Below are 18,436 nucleotides of genomic sequence, written 5' to 3'. Positions count from 1 at the left end.
TGCCAGGGTACCCGTGCCGGGTGCACACTGGGTGGCGTGCATTCGGACCTCACCGTTGTCGAACGACTTCTTCACGAATCCCGCACAGTCGCCGTGGTCGGGCTGAGCGCCGATCCCCGGCGGCCCAGCCACGGGGTGGCCAGGTACCTGGTTTCCGCGGGCCTGACGGTGTATCCGGTCAATCCCGGCATCACGTCGTGGGAGGGCCTGCCCGCCTACGCCACGCTCGCGGACGTGCCTGGCCCCATCGACATCGTGGACGTCTTCCGCCGCCCCGAGCACGCCCCCGAGGTCGCCCGCGACGCGGTGGCCGTCGGCGCGGGCGCGCTGTGGCTGCAACTGGGCGTGATCAGCGAGGAGGCCGCGTCGATCGCCGCGGAGGGCGGGCTGGACGTGGTGATGGACCGCTGCCTGGCGGTGGAGCACCGGGAGGTCGTGGGGTGGTCGTGACCGCACCCACAGGCCACGGCGCCTACCGTGCCGTAACCTCGACCGCGTGACCGCTGCCCAGACGGACCGGCCTCGCCCGACCAAGCCCCGCCTGCGCGGGGTGATCCACTTCTGGTCCTTCTTCGTGTCGCTGGCCACCGGCGCCGCGCTGATCGCGCTGGCCGCGACGGTGTCCCCCATCGCCGTCCTGGCCACGTCGGTCTATGGAGCGACCGTGCTGGGCCTGTTCGGCGTGAGCGCCCTGTACCACCGCCGTTGGTGGGTGTCGGAGACAGCGCGCACGTGGATGAAGCGGCTGGACCACTCGATGATCTTCCTCTTCATCGCGGGCACCTACACCCCGTTCTCCCTGCTGGCGATGTCCAAGCCCACGGGATATGTCGTGCTGGGCATCGTCTGGGGAGGCGCGATCCTGGGCGTGGCCCTGAAACTCCTCTGGCCCCACGCCCCCCGCTGGCTGGGCACCCCGATCTACATCGCCCTGGGCTGGGTGGCGGTCTTCGTCCTCCCGGAACTGCTCCAGAACGCAGGCGCGGCCGCCCTGGTCCTCCTCCTGGTAGGCGGCCTGTTCTACACGGTCGGCGCGATCTTCTACGCCACGAAGTGGCCCAACCCCTGGCCCACGGTCTTCGGCCACCACGAGTTCTTCCACGCCGCCACGGTATTGGCCGCCCTCTGCCACTACATCGCGATCTGGTTCGCCCTGTTCCCCTAGCAGCGGATTGCTGGGTTTGGAACATGTTCTAGGCCGTGGTGAGGCCGTGCGTCATTCGGGTTATTGAGGCTTCCGGGCCTCCACCAGCACTCGGCGGCTGTGGGAGAGGAAGCTGCCGGTTGCCGTTATGTGGTCGTGCATGTCGCGTAGGCGATCGCGGTAGCGGGGGATGGTGAAGTCGGGGACCGTCCAGATGACCTTGCGGAGGAAGTGGGCCACGGCGGCCACGTCGAAGAACTCGACGCGGAGGGTGGCTTCCCGCAGGGTGATCACGTCGAGTGGCGCTAGGGCTCGGCGTAGGTGGTCGGTGGTTGACGGTGGAGGGGGCAACGAACCCAGGAAGAACTCGGACAGCTCGCGGTTCGTGCCCGCGCCGATCTGTTGGGTGAGAACGGTGCCGCCGGGGCGGAGGACGCGGATGACCTCCGGCCACGGGGTGTGGGTCGGGTGGCGGCTGGTGACGAGGTCCAGCGACTCCGCGCGGAAGGGCAGGCATGCTCCTTCCGCCACCTGGACCACCAGTGCGTCCGGGAGGTTGTGGCGGGCCACGTGCACGTTCGGCGGCCAGGTCTCGGTGGCGAACAGCAGCCTCGGGCGCCGCCGGGCCTCGGAGACGACCTCGCCGCCGCCGGTCTGGAGGTCGGCGGCGGCGGTCGCCCGCGAGAGCCGGTCGGCCAGCAGCGCCGAGTAGCGCCACGGGGGGCGTTCCTCCGTCGCCCTGCCGTCGAACCAGGAGAAGTCCCAGCCCTCGGTGGGGACGGCGGCCGCCTCCGCCAGGAGGGCCTCGAAGCTCACTCGATCAGTTCGCCTTCCAGCATGCTCATCACGTACACGTCGTGCCACTTGCCGTTGCGGCGGAAGGCCTCGCGGAGCTTGCCCTCCTCCACGAACCCGATCTTGCGGTACACGTGCCGCGCGCGCTCGTTCTCGTCGACGACCGACAGCTCGATGGCGTGCAGGCGCATGAACTCGAAGCCGAAGCGGCACATCAGGCGCAGGGCCTCGGTGCCGTAGCCGCCGTCCCAGCAGTCCTTCTCGCCGATGTAGACGTCCAGTTCGGCGCGCGCGGTCTCCGGGGTGGCGTCGCGCAGGACGATGACGCCGATGAGCCTGCCCTCCGCGATCGTCTCGATGCCGAAGACCGTGCGCTCGAAGGAGTTCGCGGGGCGGTCGGCCCAGCGCTTGCGGATGGCGGCCAGCGGCTCCGGGTAGATGCCCGTCAGCCAGGTCACCACCTCGGGGTCGTTGTGCCAGCGCCAGACGGTGTCGGCGTCCTCGGGCTCCATGGCGCGCAGACGCACGAGTCTGCCGGTCAGCGACACAGCGGTCTCCTCTACAGGTCGGGGCCCTTCGCCCGCAGATCATCGACCTTCGCCATGGCCGAGCGCAGCTCATTTAGCCACTCGTCGGCGTGGTCGCCGACCAGGCGCACGGCCCAGGCCAGCGCGTCCGAGCGCGACCGCGCCACGCCCGCGGCGACCAGGGTGTCCAGCACCTGCCGCTCCGGCTGCCGCAGCCGGGTCATGACCGGGACGGCCAGGACCGTGAACAGCTCCCGCGTGCCGCCCAGCCGCGCGCCCCAGGCGACCTTGCGGCCGTAGCGGTGCTCGGCCTGGCGGGCGATCTCGATGCGCTCCTCCCGCGTCTCCTCGCGCCAGCGGCTGATGCGGCCCGACTCGGCGGCCGCGCGGGCAGCGTCGTCGCGGTACTCGCCGTCCAGCGGCGCCAGCTCGCCGACGACGGTGATCTCCTCGCGGTCGATCACCACCTCCGGCTCGCCGACGAACCAGGCGTCGGGGAGGCGCCCGGAGAACCAGGCCGGGGCGTCGTCCGCGGCGGGCAGGTCGGCCTGCTGCCAGTGTCCACGCATCTCGCTCTCCTTGATTACATGATTACGTCCTTACCGAGGTTACGCCGATAGCCCGATCGAGCGGCCGGGTTCGCTCAGAGCAGAGCGCGCAGGTCCTCCGCCGTCGTCACCGGCCGGTCGCAGACGTAGCCGCGGCAGACGTACGCGGCCGGGCCGCCGCCGACCAGCGGCCGGTCGGCCAGCAGCGGGGCGGAGTCGGGCTCGCCCGCCAGGACCACCGCGCCCCCGGGCGCGTGCCGGACGGCCGTGTCCACCAGCTCGCCCGACCCGACGACCGCGACCTGGACCGGACCCCCGACCAGCGCCTCAGCGACGGTCAGCCAGTGGCCCGCGAACCGGGGAGCGCGCGCGGCCAGCAGGCCCGAGCGGTGCACGGCGGCCTCGGCCGCGCTCCGGTACCGCTCCGGCGACCCGGTCAGGGCCGACGCGGTGAGCAGGGCGCCTGCCAGGGCGGACGCGCCCGCTGGCGAGGCGTTGTCGCCGGGGTCGCCGGGCCGCCAGACCAGGGCGTCGGCGTCGTCGGCGGTGTCGTGGTACGCGCCGGGCGCGGTGGGGTCGGCGAAGTGGTCCAGCGCGGTGTCGAGCAGCGAGCAGGCCGCGGTGAGCCACCGTTCGTCGGCCGTGGCCTGGTACAGCGCCAGCAGGCCGTCCGCCAGGCACCCGTAGTCCTCCAGCACCCCGGAGGCCGTGCCGACGACGCCGTCCCGCGACGTCCGCCGCAGCCTGCCGTCCACCAGGTGCAGGTCGAGCAGGAGGTCGGCGGCGCGCGCGGCGGCCTCCACCCACTCGGGCTGGCCCAATGCCCGCCCGGCCTCGGCGAGCGCGCCGATGGCGAGCCCGTTCCACGCGGTGACCACCTTGTCGTCGCGTCCCGGCTGCGGCCGCGAGGACCGCGCCGCGAGCAGCGCCGCCCGCACGCGGGACCAGCGCTCGGGGTCGTCCACCTCGCCCAACTGCAGCGTCGACGCGCCATGTTCGAAGGTCCCCTCGTCGGTCACCTTCAGCAGGGACGCGGCCCACGCGCCATCGGACTCCCCCAGCACTTCCGCCAACTGCGCGGGCGTCCAGACGTAGGTCAGCCCCTCGACGCCGTCGGTGTCCGCGTCCAGCGACGAGGCGAAGCCGCCCTGCGCGGTCAGCAGGTCCGTGAGCAGGAACCGGGCCGTGTCCTCGGCGACCTCCCGGTACCGCGCGGTCCCGGTGCGCCGGGCGAGGTGGGCGTAGACGCGCAGCAGCAGCGCGTTGTCGTACAGCATCTTCTCGAAGTGGGGCACCACCCATCCCGCGTCGACGCTGTAGCGGGCGAAGCCGCCCGCGAGCTGGTCGTTGAGGCCGCCGTCGGCCATCGCGCGCGCCGTGCCCTCCACGATGGACAGCGCCTCGAGCGAGCCCGTGCGCTCGTGGTGGCGCAGCAGGAACTCCAGCACCATCGACGGCGGGAACTTGGGCGCGGTGCCGAACCCGCCGTTGCGCCGGTCGTAGTCGCCGAGCAGGGACGCCGCGGCCCCGGCCAGCACCTCGGCGTCGACCGGCTCCGGGGTCAGCGGCGCGGACTGCGCCCGCAGGGACTCCACCACCTTCGCCCCGGCCTCCCGCACCTCCGCGCCGCGCGCGGTCCAGGCCTCGTGCACGGCCTCCAGGAGCTGGGTGAACGACGGCATGCCGTGGCGGGGCGACGGCGGGAAGTAGGTGCCGCAGTGGAACGGCTCGCCGGACGGGGTCAGGAAGCAGGTCATCGGCCAGCCGCCGTGCCCGGTCATCGCCTGGGTGGCGGTCATGTAGACCGCGTCGATGTCGGGGCGCTCCTCGCGGTCGACCTTGACGTTGACGAACCACTCGTTCATCAGCGCCGCCGTGGCCTCGTCCTCGAACGACTCGTGCGCCATCACGTGGCACCAGTGGCAGGCGGCGTAGCCGACCGAGAGCAGCACCGGCACGTCGCGGCGGCGGGCCTCGGCGAACGCCTCCGGCGACCACTCCCACCAGTCCACCGGGTTGTCCGCGTGCTGGAGCAGATAGGGGCTGGTGGAGTCGCTGAGCCGGTTCGCCATGCACCCAGCCTCTCAAATCCCGTGCCCGCGAGCCCGACGGTGCGCGACACTCGCCCGGTGCTGCTCACCCTGACCACGACCCGCGCGCCTGCCACCGACCTGGGCTACCTGCTGTTCAAGCATCCGGACAAGGCCCAGCGGTTCGACACGGCCGCCGGTCCGGCGTTCGTGTTCTACCCGCGCGCGGACGAGCAGGAGTGCACCGCCGCCCTGCTGCTGGAGGTCGACCCGGTCGCGCTGTCGCGGGCGCACCGCGGTCAGGACACCGGTCTCGGCCACTACGTCAACGACGGCCCGTACGCGGCCGGGTCGCTGCTGGCCGTGGCGCTGTCGCGGGTGTTCAAGACCGCGATGAACGGCCGCTGCGAGGCCCGCCCCGAGCTGGCAGCGAGCCCGATCCCGCTGCGCGTCCACGTGCCGTCCGCGCCCTGCAAGGGGACGGACCTCCCGGAGCGGCTGTTCGGCCCGCTCGGCTGGCAGGTGGACGCCGGGACGATCCCGCTGGACCCGGCGTTCCCCGAGTGGGGCGACGCGCCCTACGTCGACCTGCGGCTGACCGGCGAGATCCGGCTGGCCGACGCGCTGCGCCAGCTCTATGTGCTGCTGCCCGTCCTGGACGACGCCAAGCACTACTGGGTCGGCGCCGACGAGGTCGACAAGCTGCTGCGCGCGGGCGGCGACTGGCTGGCAGCCCACCCCGAACGCGACCTGATCAGCGCCCGGTACCTCAAGCACCGCGGTGCGTACGTGCGCACGGCGCTGGAGCGGCTGACGGAGCTCGACGGCGGCGAGGTCCGCGAGGAGCCCGCCGAGAACCGGCCGCTCGCGGCCGTCCGGCGCGAGACCGTGCTCGGCGTCCTGCGCGAGCTGGGCGCGCGCCGGGTGCTGGACCTCGGCTGCGGCGGCGGCGCGCTGCTGCGCGAGCTGGTCGCCGAGCCGACGGTCACCGAGATCGTGGGGACGGACGTCTCGCCGCGCGCGCTGGCGGGGGTGGCGCGGTGGCTGGAGCGGCTGCCGGAGCGGACGCGCGAGCGGATCGCGGTCCGGCAGTCGTCGCTGACCTACGGCGACCCCTCGCTGGCCGGGTTCGACGCCGCGGTGCTGATGGAGGTCGTCGAGCACGTCGACCCGCCGCGGCTGCCCGCCCTCGAACGGGCCGTGTTCGACGTGGCGCGGCCTGCGCACGTCCTGGTGACGACCCCGAACATCGAGCACAACGTGCGCTTCCCCGGCCTGACCGGCCTGCGCCACCCCGACCACCGCTTCGAGTGGACGCGGGCGCAGTTCCGCGCGTGGGCCGAGGCCGTCGCCGACCACCGCGGCTACACCGTCGCGTTCCGGCCGGTCGGCCCGGACGACCCGGAGGTCGGGCCGCCGACGCAGCTCGCGGTGTTCAGCCGGAAGGAGGCGTGATGGACCTGGCGATCCCCGACATGGCGCTGGTGGTGCTGATCGGCGCGTCCGGCTCCGGCAAGTCCACCTTCGCGCGCAAGCACTTCGCGCCCACCCAGGTGCTCTCCAGCGACTTCTTCCGCGGCCTCGTGGCCGACGACGAGAACGACCAGACCGCGTCCGCCGACGCCTTCGACGCGCTGCACTACGTCGCGGGCAAGCGCTTGCGCGCGGGCCGGGTCACGGTGGTCGACGCGACGAACGTGCAGCGGGAGGTGCGCGCGCAGCTGGTGAAGCTGGCCCGCGAACACCACGTGCTGCCGGTGGCGATCGTGCTGGACCTGCCGGAGTCGGTGTGCGTGGAGCGCAACGCGGCGCGGCCGGACCGCGACTTCGGCGCGCACGTCGTGCGCCGCCACCGCACGCTGCTGCGCAAGTCCCTGTCCGGCCTGGCGCGCGAGGGCTTCCGACGCGTGCACGTCCTGCGCGGCCAGTCCGAAGTGGACGAGGCAAGGATCGTGATCGAGCCGCTGCGCACGGACCTGCGCGGGGAGACCGGGCCGTTCGACGTGATCGGCGACGTCCACGGCTGCCGCGCCGAGCTGGAGGACCTGCTCGCCGAGCTGGGCTACGAGCTGGAGCGCGACGCCGACGGCCGGGCCGTGGGCGCGCGGCACCCCGCGGGCAGGCGCGCGGTCTTCGTCGGCGACCTCGTCGACCGCGGCCCGGACACGCCGGGCGTGCTGCGACTGGTCATGGGCATGGTCGAGGCCGGGACGGCGTACGCGGTGTGCGGCAACCACGAGCAGAAGCTCGTGCGCGCGCTCGACGGGCGCAAGGTGACCGTCGCCCACGGGCTGGGCGAGTCGCTGGCGCAGCTGGAGGCCGAGACGCCGGAGTTCCGCGCCGCCGTCCGCGACTTCTGCGACGGCCTGCTCGCCCACTACGTGCTCGACGGCGGCAGGCTGGTGGTCGCGCACGCGGGCCTGCCCGAGCGCTACCACGGGCGCGCGTCCGGCGCGGTGCGGTCGTTCGCGCTGTACGGCGACACGACCGGCGAGACGGACGAGTACGGGCTGCCGGTGCGCTACCCGTGGGCGACCGAGTACCGCGGCGCCGCGATGGTCCTGTATGGACACACCCCGACGCCGGAGGCCGAATGGGTCAACAACACCATGTGCCTGGACACGGGCGTGGTGTTCGGCGGGAAGCTGACGGCGCTGCGGTATCCCGAGCGGGCCGTGGTGTCGGTCCCCGCGCGGAAGGTCTGGTACGAGCCCGCCCGGCCGCTGGGCGCCTTCACCCGCGAGCCGGACTCCCTGGAGCTGACCGACGTGCTCGGCCGCCGCGTGGTGGAGACCGGGTACGGCGAGGTGTCGGTGCGCGCCGAGCAGGCCGCCGCCGCGCTGGAGGTGATGAGCCGCTACGCGGTGGACCCGCGCTCGCTGTGGTACCTGCCGCCGACGATGACGCCGCCGCCCACGCACCGCGACGGCGACCTGCTGGAGCACCCGGCCGAGGCGTTCGCCGACTACCTGGACCAGGGCGTGCGGGAGGTGCTGTGCGAGGAGAAGCACATGGGCTCGCGCGCGGTCGTCCTGGCGCGGCGGGACGGCACGGGCGTCGTGCACACGCGCACCGGGCGCGCGTTCTTCCCCTCGGACGACCTGCTGCCGAGGATCGCGGACGCGGTGACCGCCGCCGGGCTGTGGTCGGAGCTGGACACCGACTGGCTGCTGCTGGACACCGAGATCATGCCGTGGAACGTCAAGGCTGCCGAGCTGATCAAGGACCAGTACGCAGCGGTCGGGGCGGCGGCGGGGTCGGTGCTGCCCGCGGCGGTGTCGGCGCTGTCCGCGGCCTCCGCGCGCGGTGTGGACGTGTCGGACCTGCTGGAGCGGACCCGGGGGCGCGCGGACAACGCCGTGGCGTTCCGCGCGGCGTACCGGGGCTACTGCGGCGGGCCGGTGCGGATCGCGCCGTTCCAGGTGCTGGCCAGCGCCGCGGCGACGTACCACACGACACCGCACCTGTGGCACCTGTCGGTGGCCGACCGGCTGGTCGATGCCGACCCCGACCTGTTCGCGCCCACCCGTCGGCTCGCCGTGGACACCGCGGACGCGGACTCGGTGGCCGCCGGGGTCGCGTGGTGGACGGAGCTGACCTCGGCGGGCGGCGAGGGGATGGTCGTCAAGCCCGCCGCGAACCTGCTGATGCGCGGGAAGCGGCCGGTGCAGCCGGGGATCAAGGTGCGCGGGCCGGAGTACCTGCGGATCATCTACGGCCCCGACTACCGCGACGAGGCGAACCTGGCGCGCCTGCGGGAGCGGCAGCTGGGGCACAAGCGGTCGCTCGCGCAGCGCGAGTACGTCCTGGGCCTGGCCGGGTTGGACCGGCTGGTGCGCGGCGAGCCGCTGTGGCGGGTGCACGAGTGCGTCTTCGCCGTCCTGGCGCTGGAGTCGGACCCCGTGGACCCGCGGCTGTGACCACGATCCTGCTCACCGTGATCGGGTCGCGGGCCTACGGCCTGGCGGGCCCGGAGTCCGATGTGGACCTGCGCGGCGTCTTCGTCGCGCCGACGACGGCGTTCTGGCGCTTCGCCAAGCCGCCGACGAGCGTGGAGGGCCCGGAGCCGGAGCGGCTGGACTGGTAGGTCGAGCACTTCTGCGCGCTGGCGCTGAAGTCGAACCCGACCGTGCTCGAGGTGCTCGCCAGCCCGCTCACCCGGGTCTGCACGCCGGTCGGGGCCGAGCTGCGGGCGCTGCTGCCCGCGTTCCTGTGCAGGCAGGCGGCGGCGACGTTCACGCACACGTGCAGGCGGCAGCTGGACCGGGCGCTGGCGCCGGAGCGGCCCAAGCACAAGCAGATCATGCACGTGATCAGGCTCGGGCAGACGGCGCTGCGGCTGCTGCGGACCGGCGAGCTGTCGATCGCGGCGCAGGACCGCGCGGCGCTGCTGGCCGTGCGCGGCGGCGAGACCCCGCTGGCGGAGTCGGTGGCGTGGGCGGAGCGGGTGCTCGCCGACCTGGCGGCCGCCGTGCCCGGCAGCCCGCTGCCGGAGACCCCGGACACCGCGCGGGTGCAGGACTGGTTGATCTCGGTGCGACGGAGGTTCCTCGATGACGCTGACCCTGCCTGACCTCACCGGCGTGGTGGCGGGCCTCGACCGGCCGCCGCTGTTCGCCACGGTGTCCGGCGCCCACCTCTACGGGTTCCCGTCTGCGGACTCCGACATCGACCTGCGCGGGGTGCACCTGCTGCCGGTCGCGGAGGTCGTCGGCCTGCGCACGGGCCCGGAGACGGTCGACCACACCTGGCACGACGGCGGCATCGAGATCGACCTGGTCACCCACGACCTGCGCAAGTTCGCCCGGCTCCTGCTCAAGCCGAACGGCTACGTGCTCGAACAGCTGCTGTCCCCGCTGGTCGTCACCACCAGCGACACGCACGCCGCGCTCGTCGCGCTCGCGCCGCGCCTGGTGACCAGCGGCCACGTCCGGCACTACCTGGGGTTTGCGCAGAACCAGCGGCGGCTGCTCGACCGGTCCGGCGAGCTGAAGCCCCTGCTGTACGCGTTCCGCGTGCTGCTGACCGGCATCCACTTGATGCGGACCGGCGAGGTCCAGGCCGACCTGCGGGAACTGGCGGGCCCGGCGTACCTCGGCGAGCTGATCGATGCCAAGCGCGAGGGCGAGCACCGCGCGCTGGCCGAGGTGCCCGGCGCGCCCGGCCGGGACCGGCTGGACGCCGACCTCGACGCGCTCACCGCGGAACTGGGCGAGGCGGCCGAGGCGAGCAGGCTCCCCGAGGCGCCCACGGCCTTCGCCGAGCTGGACGACCTGGTGATCCAGGCCCGGCTGGCTACGCGCTAGCGGGCGGCGGGCTGTCCGGGGTGTCGGCCGGGGTCGGCTCGAAGGACTGCGGGACGCGCTTGAGGTGCTTGGTCATCGAGCGGATCAGGAACGCGACCGCGATGAAGAACAGGATCAGGATGAGGAAGCCCAGCGGGGAGGACTTGCCGAAGTCCTCGCCCTGACCGCCGGGGTCGGCCGGGCCGGGCGGCACGGTGGGCGCTGGCTGGGCGACCACGGCGACCGCGCCCGCCGACGCGGGGTCGGCGGGCAGGTCGATGAAGAACGAGGTGGTCACGCCGTGCAGTTTAGACCGTGGCCTTCTCGGTGATTCCGGAGAACAGGTCGTCCTCGGGGACGGTGCTGTCGACCAGGGAGCGCACCAGCTCGTACTCCTCGTACGGCCAGACCTCGCGCTGGACGTCCAGCGGGACGGCGAACCAGCGGCTGTTCGGGTCGATCTGGGTAGCGTGCGCCAGCAGCGCGGCGTCGCGGACCTCGAAGTACTCCGCGCACTCGACGCGGGTGGTCACGCGGTGAGAGATGTCACCGCGCTCGGGGTCCCAGTTCGCCAGCCACTCCTCGTACGGCGACTCCAGGCCGCGGGCCAGCAGCGCCTCGTGCATGGCCACCAGGCGGGCGCGGGAGAAGCCGTGCGAGTAGTACAGCTTCAGCGGCGTCCAGGGCTCGCCCTCCGCCGGGTAGAGGTCCGGGTCGCCCGCTGCGTCGAACGCGGCCACCGAGACCTCGTGGCAGCGGATGTGGTCGGGGTGCGGGTAGCCGCCGTTCTCGTCATAGGTGACGATCACGTGCGGCTTGAACTCGCGGATCGCGCGGACCAGCGGCGGCACGGACTCCTCCAGCGGCACGAGCGCGAAGCAGCCCTCGGGCAGCGGCGGCTTCGGGTCGCCCTCGGGCAGGCCGGAGTCGACGAAGCCCAGCCAGCGGTGCTGGATGCCGAGGATCTCCGCGGCGCGCGCCATCTCCTGGCGGCGCACGGCGGGGATGTCGGCGGTGATCTCCGGGCGGTCCATCGCCGGGTTGAGGATGTCGCCGCGCTCGCCGCCGGTGCAGGTGACGACCATGACCTCGTGGCCGTCGGCGACGTACTTGGCCATCGTGGCCGCGCCCTTGCTCGACTCGTCGTCCGGGTGCGCGTGTACCGCCATCAGCCGCAGTGTGTCTGCCATGCCTCTTTCGGACCCCTCCTGATAGGCATCCGCCCCCAAAGCGGATACTCGTCCCGAGTAGTACGAACGCGCCGTCGCCGCTCCATTGTTCCCCGGCGGGGCGCGGATCGGTGCGGGAGGGCGTGGTTTGGGCACGTTGCCGGAAGGACGCTACGGGAAGCGGCCGTCCCGTCGCTCTCCGGTGGCCAAGGCGGTCCTGGTCGCCGCCGCGCTGCTGCTGGGCGCGGGCGTGGCGTTCGTCGCCTACAAGAACCTGGGGGCCGCGCCCATCTCGGCCGAGCGCGCCACCTACGAGAACCTCCCGGAGAACCGGATGCGGTTCGCCTTCGACGTCAGCCGCGCCGAGCCCGAGCGGGCCGCGGTGTGCGTGGTCCGGGTCCGGTCGATCCAGGGCGCCGAGACCGGCCGCCGCGAGGTGTACGTGCCGCCGGGACGATCACCGCTCCGGGTGGAAACCGTCATCACCGCGTCGGCGGAACCGGTGACCGCCGAGGTCTTCGGCTGCTCGTACCAGGTGCCGGAGTACCTGTCCACCGGGGAGCGGCCATCGGAGTGAACTCCACGGTGAATACCCACTAATCGGACATTTCGGACGAGCTGGCACGGTGGATCGTGCTACGCTCTGTCGACGCACGGCCCCTAGGAGGGCCGTGTTTTTTCCATTCCGGGTGGGCGCTAGGGACCCGGAGCTGCCCGGCCCGCGACCGCGGGCCCGGAGTACGACGAGGAGTTGGTGACCGTGAGCGACACCAAGGTGACCTGGTTGACCCAGGAGGCCTACAACCGGCTCAAGCACGAGCTCGACGAGCTCATCGAGAACCGGGCGGTCATCGCCGAGAAGATCAACACCAGCCGCGAGGAAGGCGACCTCAAGGAGAACGGCGGCTACCACGCCGCGCGCGAGGAGCAGGGCCAGCAGGAGGCCCGCATCCGCCACCTCCAGGAGCTGCTGCGCGGGGCCAAGGTGGGCGAGGCGCCCGCCGACGACGGCACCGCGCGCCCCGGCATGGTCCTCACCGTCCGCTACGACGGCGACGACGACGAGGAGCGCTTCCTGCTCGCCACCCGCGAGGAGGGCGGCAGCGAGGGCGAGCTCGAGGTGTACTCCCCGGAGTCGCCGCTGGGCAAGGCGCTGCTGGGCGCCAAGGAAGGCGAGACCCGCGAGTACGAGCTGCCCAACGGGCGCAACCAGAAGGTCGTCCTGGTGAAGGCCGTGCCCTACACCGGCTGACGGTCCCGACTCGGCGAGGCGGCACCCGGGCGGGGTGCCGCCTCGCTGGCGTTTCCGGGTCGTCCGCGAGGTGCGCGGTCAGGGCTGCCGCAGCACGCGCTCCAGCAGCGGGCGCACGCGCAGGGGCACCGGGGTCGACAGGGCGATGGCCGTCGAGGTGCGGCGCACCCACTCCACGTCCACCACGCGGTCGATGACGCGCTGGAGGTCGTCGTTGTCGCGGGCGACCATGCGGACCAGCAGGTCGCCCTGGCCGGTCGTGGCGTGCACCTCGCAGACCTCGTCGATGGCCATGAGCAGCGACGCCACCTCGCCGCGCTTGCCCTGGGCGATCTCCAGGACGGCGAAGGCGGTCAGGCCGTAGCCCATCGCGGCGAGGTCGATCGCGGGCGGGAAGCCGGTCAGCACGCCGCGGCGCTCCAGGCGGTCCAGCCGGGCCTGGACCGTGCCGCGCGCCACGCCCAACCGCCGCGAGCACTCCAGCACGCCCAGCCTCGGCTCGTCGGTGAGCAGTAGGAGCAGGCGCGCGTCCAGCTCGTCCAGGTCCATTCCCGTACTCCTGTTCAGAGTGTCCACTTTGCCGAGCGGACTCGCCAGTTGGCTGGTCAGGTTGTCCTGTTGAAAAGCAGAGTGTTGCACAGGATGCCCGGTCAATCCCATGCTCAGAGGTACCGCGCGTTAAGTCAGCAAGCAGGAGGTTGCGATGACGGGGACCCTCGGCACGGGCATGGACGAGGTCAGCTACGACCAGCTGCGCCAACTCGTCGGCCTGGTCGACTACGACGAGTCCCGGGACCCGTTCCCGGTCAAGTCGATGGACGCCGTCGTGTTCGTCTGCGGCAACGCCACGCAGACCGCGCTGTTCTACCAGTCGGCGTTCGGCATGGAGCTGGTCGCCTACTCCGGGCCGGAGACCGGCAACCGCGACCACAAGGCGTTCGTCCTGAAGTCCGGGTCGGCCCGGTTCGTCGTCAAGGGCGGCGTGACGCCGGAGAGCCCGCTGCTCGACCACCACCGCGCGCACGGCGACGGCGTCGTCGACCTGGCGCTCGAGGTGGTCGACGTCGACAAGTGCGTCGAGCACGCCCGCTCGCAGGGCGCCACCGTCCTCGACGAGCCGCACGACGTGTTCGACGAGCACGGCACCGTGCGGATGGCCGCGATCGCCGCGTACGGGCAGACCCGGCACACCCTGGTCGACCGGTCCCGCTACAACGGCCCCTACCTGCCGGGCTACGTCGCCAAGACCGGCTCGTACGTCAAGCGGCCGGGCGCGCCGAAGCGGCTGTTCCAGGCGGTCGACCACTGCGTGGGCAACGTCGAGCTGGGCAAGATGGACTACTGGGTCCAGTGGTACAACCGCGTGATGGGCTTCGTGAACATGGCGGAGTTCGTCGGCGACGACATCGCCACCGACTACTCGGCGCTGATGAGCAAGGTCGTGGCCAACGGCAACCACCGGGTCAAGTTCCCGCTCAACGAGCCCGCGATCGCCAAGAAGAAGTCGCAGATCGACGAGTACCTGGAGTTCTACGGCGGCCCCGGCTGCCAGCACATCGCGCTGGCGACCAACGACATCATCGCCACCGTCACGGGCATGCGCGAGGCGGGCGTGGAGTTCCTGGACACCCCGGACTCCTACTACGAGGACCCCGAGCTGCGCGCCCGCATCGGCGAGGTCCGGGTGCCGATCGAGGTGCTCAAGGAGCACCGCATCCTGGTCGACCGCGACGAGGACGGCTACCTGCTGCAGATCTTCACCAAGCCGGTCGGCGACCGCCCGACGGTGTTCTTCGAGATGATCGAGCGCCACGGCTCGCTGGGCTTCGGCAAGGGCAACTTCAAGGCCCTGTTCGAGGCCATCGAGCGCGAGCAGGAGCGCCGGGGCAACCTCTGAGCCGTACTCAGGCGGCTATCAGGTACACCCGCCACCGGGCCGGTACGCTCGGTGGCGGGTTTCTGTCGTTCTCACGTTAGGCGCACACGATGGCTGTCGGCACCCGCTTCGCAGGCGCGGCCTCCCTGGCAGGCGCCGCCCTGGCAGCCATGGCCCTCACCGGCGTCGCGGTGTTCACCGTCCAAGCCGCCACCTGCGAGGACGCGGGCCACTACGTCGAGGTCGACGGCCAGACGACGTTGGTGGGCGGCTGCCTCGAACCGGAGGACCTGCCCGCCGCCCCCACGACCAGGGACACCGAGCCCCAGACCCCGGACCAGGGCGTCGATCGCCTCCGCCAGAGCCCGTAGGCAGGCAGGGCCGAGATGATGCGACCATCTGAACAATTGTTCAGATGGTCTGATCATTCCGATGGTGAGATCATATGATCCAAACATCTGAGTGATCAGCTCCATGTCCGGCCTGTGGCGGCGGCCCAGGTGGCGGCTGAGTTCGCCGCCCGCCGGTCAGTTCGCGCCCGGCTTCCTGCCTGCGGGTGACTTCCTGGCCTGCTTCGCCTTGGCAGCGGGAGGCGCGGGGTGCGGGGTGCCTGCCGGTGCGGGGGCGGATTTCTCCTCGACACGCGCGTCCTCAGCTGGCTCACCGCGTGCAGGCGTGCTCGCGGCGGCCGCATCCCCTGCAGACGCGCTCGCGCCAGCCGCATCCCCTGTAGGCGCGCTCGCGGCTGATCCAGCTCCTGCGGGCGTGCTCGCGGCGGGCGCATCCCCTGCGGGCGTGCTCGTGGCTGATCCAGCTCCTGCGGGCGTGTTCGTGGCAGCCGCATCCCCTGAAGGCGTGCTCGTGGCTGACTCAGCTCCTGCGGGCGCGCTCGCGGCGGGCGCATCCCCTGCAGGCAGGCTCGCGGCTGGCGTACCCCCTGCAGCAGCCGACGAGTCCCCCGCAGGCGTGGCCGCGGCAGGCTCCTCCACCGCCGAGGCGACCGGCTCCACCGTGGTCGGTGACTCCGCCTCCGCCTCCAACGGCTCCAGCAGCTCCGCGCTGCGGTCGAGGAGGTCTCCGGCGCCGCGGAGGCGTTTGACGAGTTCGCCCCGCAGGCTCGTCAGGCGCTCGACCTCGTTCGTCGCGTGGGTGATGCGGCGTTCGGCCTCGGCGGTGGCGTCGGCGATGATGCGGCGGGACTCGTCGGCCACGCGGGCGCGTTCGGCCTCCAGCTCGCGGGTCAGGTCGGCGCGTTTGGCCGCCATGTCGTCGTCGAACTGGCGTTGGATGCGTTTGCGTTCCTGCTCGGCCTGGTCGTCGAGGGCCTGGCGGCGGCGGTCGGCGGTGAGGGTCAGGTCGACGGACTTCTTGCGGACGTCGTCCATGACCTTCTGGTGGTCCGCGTGCAGCTCCTGGTGCTGGCGGTCCAGCTCGGCGAGCAGGCGGCGGTAGCGGTCGCGCAGTGCGGTGCTGGCCTCCTCCGCCCCGGCCCACGCCGTCTCGGCCGCGGCCTTCGCGCGGGCGGTGATCTCCGCGGCCTGGGTGCGGGCGACCTGCAGGATCCGCTCGGCGTCCGGGCCCGCCGTCGCGGCCAGCTGGTCCATGCGGGCGGTCAGGGCGGTGATCTCCCGGCGGGCGATCTCCAGTTCGCCGGAGAGCTCGGCGACGCGGGACAGGGCCTCGTCGCGCTCGGCTGCCGAGCGCAGGGCGTCGTCCTCCACGCGGCGCAGGTACTGCTTGACCTGGTTGCGGTCGAAGCCGTGGCGCACCACGGAGAAGCCCGCCGGATCGCCATCGTGCTGGTTGACCATGCTTTCGCACGTTACCAGTGGAAACCCCGGGTCAGCCGCGCCAACGCGCGGGCGGCGGCGGTCAGGTTCCGTTCCCCCTTGCCGAGCCGCAGCCCGCCGCCCCCGCCCGCGGCAGCCGAGTCGGGGAAGATCCGGTAGCCCTGGTAGGCCACCGCGTCGACCAGACCGGGCGCGAGCGTGTACGCGGCCTGGATCAGGTACCCCGTCGGCGTGCCGATGTGCTTGGGCCGCTCCACCAACGCGCGCACCACCATGTCCGCGGCCTGGTCGGGCGACTTGGCCGGGAACGCGTCGTAGATCTTGGTCGGCCGGATCATCGGCGTGCGGACCAGTGGCATGTGGACGGTGGTGAAGGTGACCCCGGCGCCGTGGGTCTCGGTGGCGACGATCTTGCTGAAGTGGTCGAGCGCGGCCTTCGACGCCACGTACGCGCTGAACCGCGGCGCGATCCCCTGCACCCCGATCGACGAGACGTTGACGATGTGCCCGAACCGGCGTTCGGTCATGTGCGGCAGCAGCGCGAGGATGAGCCGGACGGGCGCGAAGTAGTTGATCGCCATCGCCCGCTCGTAGTCGTGGAACCGGTCGTAGGACAGCCGCACCGACCGGCGGATCGACCGTCCGGCGTTGTTGACCAGCATGTCCACCGCGGGCTGCTCGGCCAGCATCGCCGCGACCGCCTTGGCGACGGAGTCCTCGTCGGTCAGGTCGCACGGGTACACGTGCGCCTCCCCGCCCGCCGCGGCGATCTCCGCCCGGACCTCCTCCAGCTCGGCCTCGCGGCGGGCCACCAGCAGCGGGACGCCGCCCGCCGCGGCCACCTTGAGCGCCGTCGCCCGCCCGATGCCCGACGACGCCCCGGTGATCACGACCCGCCGCCCGGCCAGCGAGTCGCCGGAGACCCGGGCGCGGAACGGGTCGAGGTGCTCTGCCCAGTACCGCCACAGGACGTCGGCGTAGTCCGCCAGCCGGGGAACCTCGACGTCGGGCAGCAGGGCGCGCGTCCTCGCCGAGTCGAAGCGCGGCGCGAACGTCAGCGTCCGCAGCAGCACCGCGGGGATGCCCAGCCGGTCGAGGCCCGCGTCGACCGCCAGCGACACCCCGGGCACGTTCTCCGCCGCCCGCACGAGCCCCAGCAGCGGCTGCGCCAGCGCGCGCGGCACCTCGGCGGCCACCCGGGGCGCGTCCGCTGCGGCGGCGAACGCGTCGTACACCTCGCGCACCGGCTGCGGACGCGGGTTGACCAGGTGGAACGTGCGCCCGTCCAGCCCGGGCGACGGCACCAGCGCCGCCATCGCCTTGGCGACGTAGTCCACCGGCACGATGTTGGTGTCGCCGATGTCGGGGAACACCAGCGGCAGCGCGCGCAGCGACTCCAGCCGGGCCAGGGCCGGGAAGAGGTAGTACGGGCCGTCGACCTTGTCCATCTCGCCGGTCTCGGAGTGCCCGACGACGATCGCGGGCCGGTACACCCGCCACGGCACGTCCTTCTGCGTGCGCACCAGCCGCTCGGACTCGAACTTCGTGCGGTGGTACGCGGTGATCAGGCGCTGACCCGAGTCGAACATGTCCTCGGTGAAGCGGCCCCGGTAGTCGCCCGCGACGGCGACGGACGACACGTGGTGCAGGCGCCCCGCGCCGATCCCCGCGGCGAGATCGATGACGTTGCGGGTGCCGTCCACGTTGGCCGCGATGCTGGTCTCGTCGTCGGCGGTCACGTCGTACAGCGCCGCGAGGTGCACGACGTGGTCCACGCCGCGCAGCTCGTCGGTGTCGGCGAGGCCGAGGCCGGGCAGCGACACGTCGCCGATCACCGTGGCGAAGCGGTCGGCGGCGGGCCAGTCCCGGGCCGCGCGGTCGAGCCGGTCCCGGGACTGCTCCCGCACGAGCAGCCACACCCGGTCGGTGTCCGGCCGGGCCAGCAGCTCGCGGACGAAGTGCCTGCCGATGAGCCCGGTGGCCCCGGTGACCAGGTATGTCGCCATGGGACAGAGCATGG

At 72.6% G+C, this 18,436-nt stretch carries 18 protein-coding genes and 1 pseudogene; 10 read left to right on the top strand and 9 right to left on the bottom strand.

Annotated features, from left to right (window positions below):
- Positions 1-36 precede the first annotated feature (36 nt).
- Both Actkin_RS03690 and Actkin_RS03685 read left to right on the top strand, forming a co-directional pair.
- Positions 37-450: a CoA-binding protein gene (locus tag Actkin_RS03690; protein WP_258905916.1), complete on the top strand. Its 414-nt coding sequence runs from the start codon at positions 37-39 to the stop codon at positions 448-450.
- 46 nt (positions 451-496) lie between these two features.
- The gene (locus Actkin_RS03685) at positions 497-1,165 is read left to right on the top strand and encodes a PAQR family membrane homeostasis protein TrhA (protein ID WP_258905914.1); all 669 of its coding nucleotides are present in this window, start codon (positions 497-499) and stop codon (positions 1,163-1,165) included.
- A gap of 60 nt (positions 1,166-1,225) precedes the next feature.
- Here Actkin_RS03685 and Actkin_RS03680 read toward each other — a convergent pair whose 3' ends face one another.
- The 4 genes from Actkin_RS03680 to Actkin_RS03665 form a co-directional block, all read right to left on the bottom strand.
- On the bottom strand, positions 1,226-1,960 hold the full coding sequence (locus Actkin_RS03680; RefSeq protein WP_258905913.1) for a methyltransferase domain-containing protein: 735 nt from the start codon (positions 1,958-1,960) through the stop codon (positions 1,226-1,228).
- Complete coding sequence (locus Actkin_RS03675; protein ID WP_229786432.1) at positions 1,957-2,487, bottom strand: GNAT family N-acetyltransferase; 531 nt, start codon at positions 2,485-2,487, stop codon at positions 1,957-1,959. Before Actkin_RS03675 ends, Actkin_RS03680 begins: the two co-directional genes overlap by 4 nt.
- A gap of 11 nt (positions 2,488-2,498) precedes the next feature.
- On the bottom strand, positions 2,499-3,035 hold the full coding sequence (locus Actkin_RS03670; protein WP_189208405.1) for an ATP-binding transcription factor AbmR: 537 nt from the start codon (positions 3,033-3,035) through the stop codon (positions 2,499-2,501).
- 74 nt (positions 3,036-3,109) lie between these two features.
- On the bottom strand, positions 3,110-5,086 hold the full coding sequence (locus Actkin_RS03665) for a thioredoxin domain-containing protein (RefSeq protein WP_258905910.1): 1,977 nt from the start codon (positions 5,084-5,086) through the stop codon (positions 3,110-3,112).
- 57 nt (positions 5,087-5,143) lie between these two features.
- Here Actkin_RS03665 and Actkin_RS03660 point away from each other — a divergent pair, with 57 nt between their 5' ends.
- The 4 genes and pseudogenes from Actkin_RS03660 (at position 5,144) to Actkin_RS03645 (ending at position 10,350) form a co-directional block, all read left to right on the top strand.
- Positions 5,144-6,499 carry a 3' terminal RNA ribose 2'-O-methyltransferase Hen1 gene (locus Actkin_RS03660; protein WP_258905909.1) on the top strand — a complete coding sequence of 452 codons (1,356 nt, stop codon included), beginning with the start codon at positions 5,144-5,146 and terminating at the stop codon, positions 6,497-6,499.
- Positions 6,499-8,964 carry a polynucleotide kinase-phosphatase gene (locus Actkin_RS03655; RefSeq protein ID WP_258905908.1) on the top strand — a complete coding sequence of 822 codons (2,466 nt, stop codon included), beginning with the start codon at positions 6,499-6,501 and terminating at the stop codon, positions 8,962-8,964. Before Actkin_RS03660 ends, Actkin_RS03655 begins: the two co-directional genes overlap by 1 nt.
- Positions 8,895-9,617 (top strand): annotated as a pseudogene (locus tag Actkin_RS03650) (DNA polymerase beta superfamily protein). Before Actkin_RS03655 ends, Actkin_RS03650 begins: the two are co-directional and overlap by 70 nt.
- The gene (locus Actkin_RS03645; protein WP_258905905.1) at positions 9,598-10,350 is read left to right on the top strand and encodes a nucleotidyltransferase domain-containing protein; all 753 of its coding nucleotides are present in this window, start codon (positions 9,598-9,600) and stop codon (positions 10,348-10,350) included. The pseudogene Actkin_RS03650 and the gene Actkin_RS03645 overlap by 20 nt, the downstream one beginning before the upstream one ends.
- On the opposite strand, the gene Actkin_RS03640 is transcribed toward Actkin_RS03645, so the two are convergent.
- Together Actkin_RS03640 and mca are read right to left on the bottom strand one after the other, a co-directional pair.
- Positions 10,340-10,567, bottom strand: a complete 228-nt coding sequence (locus Actkin_RS03640) for a hypothetical protein (protein ID WP_189209965.1) — start codon at positions 10,565-10,567, stop codon at positions 10,340-10,342. The two genes, Actkin_RS03645 and Actkin_RS03640, sit on opposite strands and share 11 nt — an antisense overlap.
- 70 nt (positions 10,568-10,637) lie before the next feature.
- Positions 10,638-11,519 carry a mycothiol conjugate amidase Mca gene (mca, locus tag Actkin_RS03635; protein ID WP_189208415.1) on the bottom strand — a complete coding sequence of 294 codons (882 nt, stop codon included), beginning with the start codon at positions 11,517-11,519 and terminating at the stop codon, positions 10,638-10,640.
- Positions 11,520-11,700: 181 nt separating this feature from the next.
- Between mca and Actkin_RS03630 the strand changes: the two genes are divergently transcribed.
- Entirely contained in the window at positions 11,701-12,075 is a 375-nt protein-coding gene (locus Actkin_RS03630; RefSeq protein WP_229786434.1) for a DUF4307 domain-containing protein, read from the top strand.
- Between the two features lie 174 nt (positions 12,076-12,249).
- Complete coding sequence (gene greA / locus Actkin_RS03625) at positions 12,250-12,750, top strand: transcription elongation factor GreA (protein WP_189208417.1); 501 nt, start codon at positions 12,250-12,252, stop codon at positions 12,748-12,750.
- 78 nt (positions 12,751-12,828) lie between these two features.
- Here greA and Actkin_RS03620 read toward each other — a convergent pair whose 3' ends face one another.
- Positions 12,829-13,299 carry an Lrp/AsnC family transcriptional regulator gene (locus Actkin_RS03620; RefSeq protein WP_258905904.1) on the bottom strand — a complete coding sequence of 157 codons (471 nt, stop codon included), beginning with the start codon at positions 13,297-13,299 and terminating at the stop codon, positions 12,829-12,831.
- A gap of 154 nt (positions 13,300-13,453) precedes the next feature.
- Between Actkin_RS03620 and hppD the strand changes: the two genes are divergently transcribed.
- On the top strand, positions 13,454-14,647 hold the full coding sequence (gene hppD, locus Actkin_RS03615; RefSeq protein ID WP_189208419.1) for a 4-hydroxyphenylpyruvate dioxygenase: 1,194 nt from the start codon (positions 13,454-13,456) through the stop codon (positions 14,645-14,647).
- An 89-nt stretch (positions 14,648-14,736) separates the two neighbouring features.
- Entirely contained in the window at positions 14,737-14,997 is a 261-nt protein-coding gene (locus tag Actkin_RS03610) for a hypothetical protein (protein WP_189208420.1), read from the top strand.
- Between the two features lie 156 nt (positions 14,998-15,153).
- On the opposite strand, the gene Actkin_RS03605 is transcribed toward Actkin_RS03610, so the two are convergent.
- The gene (locus tag Actkin_RS03605) at positions 15,154-16,437 is read right to left on the bottom strand and encodes a hypothetical protein (RefSeq protein WP_258905902.1); all 1,284 of its coding nucleotides are present in this window, start codon (positions 16,435-16,437) and stop codon (positions 15,154-15,156) included.
- Positions 16,438-16,448: 11 nt separating this feature from the next.
- Positions 16,449-18,422 (bottom strand): SDR family oxidoreductase, encoded by a 1,974-nt coding sequence (locus Actkin_RS03600; RefSeq protein WP_258905901.1) that lies wholly within the window; start codon positions 18,420-18,422, stop codon positions 16,449-16,451.
- Positions 18,423-18,436 lie beyond the last annotated feature (14 nt).

Origin of the sequence: Actinokineospora sp. UTMC 2448 (genome assembly GCF_024760565.1) — a bacterium.
Taxonomy (GTDB): Bacteria; Actinomycetota; Actinomycetes; order Mycobacteriales; family Pseudonocardiaceae; genus Actinokineospora; species Actinokineospora fastidiosa.
This window is presented reverse-complemented; position numbering and strand designations above follow the sequence as displayed.

Coding starts and splice junctions, on each gene's coding strand:
- Actkin_RS03670 (WP_189208405.1), bottom strand. CDS start 3,035: ATGCGTGGACACTGGCAGCAGGCCGACCTGCCCGCCGCGGACGACGCC.
- Actkin_RS03665 (WP_258905910.1), bottom strand. CDS start 5,086: ATGGCGAACCGGCTCAGCGACTCCACCAGCCCCTATCTGCTCCAGCAC.
- Actkin_RS03655 (WP_258905908.1), top strand. CDS start 6,499: ATGGACCTGGCGATCCCCGACATGGCGCTGGTGGTGCTGATCGGCGCG.
- Actkin_RS03645 (WP_258905905.1), top strand. CDS start 9,598: ATGACGCTGACCCTGCCTGACCTCACCGGCGTGGTGGCGGGCCTCGAC.
- mca (WP_189208415.1), bottom strand. CDS start 11,519: ATGGCAGACACACTGCGGCTGATGGCGGTACACGCGCACCCGGACGAC.
- Actkin_RS03620 (WP_258905904.1), bottom strand. CDS start 13,299: ATGGACCTGGACGAGCTGGACGCGCGCCTGCTCCTACTGCTCACCGAC.
- hppD (WP_189208419.1), top strand. CDS start 13,454: ATGACGGGGACCCTCGGCACGGGCATGGACGAGGTCAGCTACGACCAG.
- Actkin_RS03610 (WP_189208420.1), top strand. CDS start 14,737: ATGGCTGTCGGCACCCGCTTCGCAGGCGCGGCCTCCCTGGCAGGCGCC.
- Actkin_RS03605 (WP_258905902.1), bottom strand. CDS start 16,437: ATGGTCAACCAGCACGATGGCGATCCGGCGGGCTTCTCCGTGGTGCGC.
- Actkin_RS03600 (WP_258905901.1), bottom strand. CDS start 18,422: ATGGCGACATACCTGGTCACCGGGGCCACCGGGCTCATCGGCAGGCAC.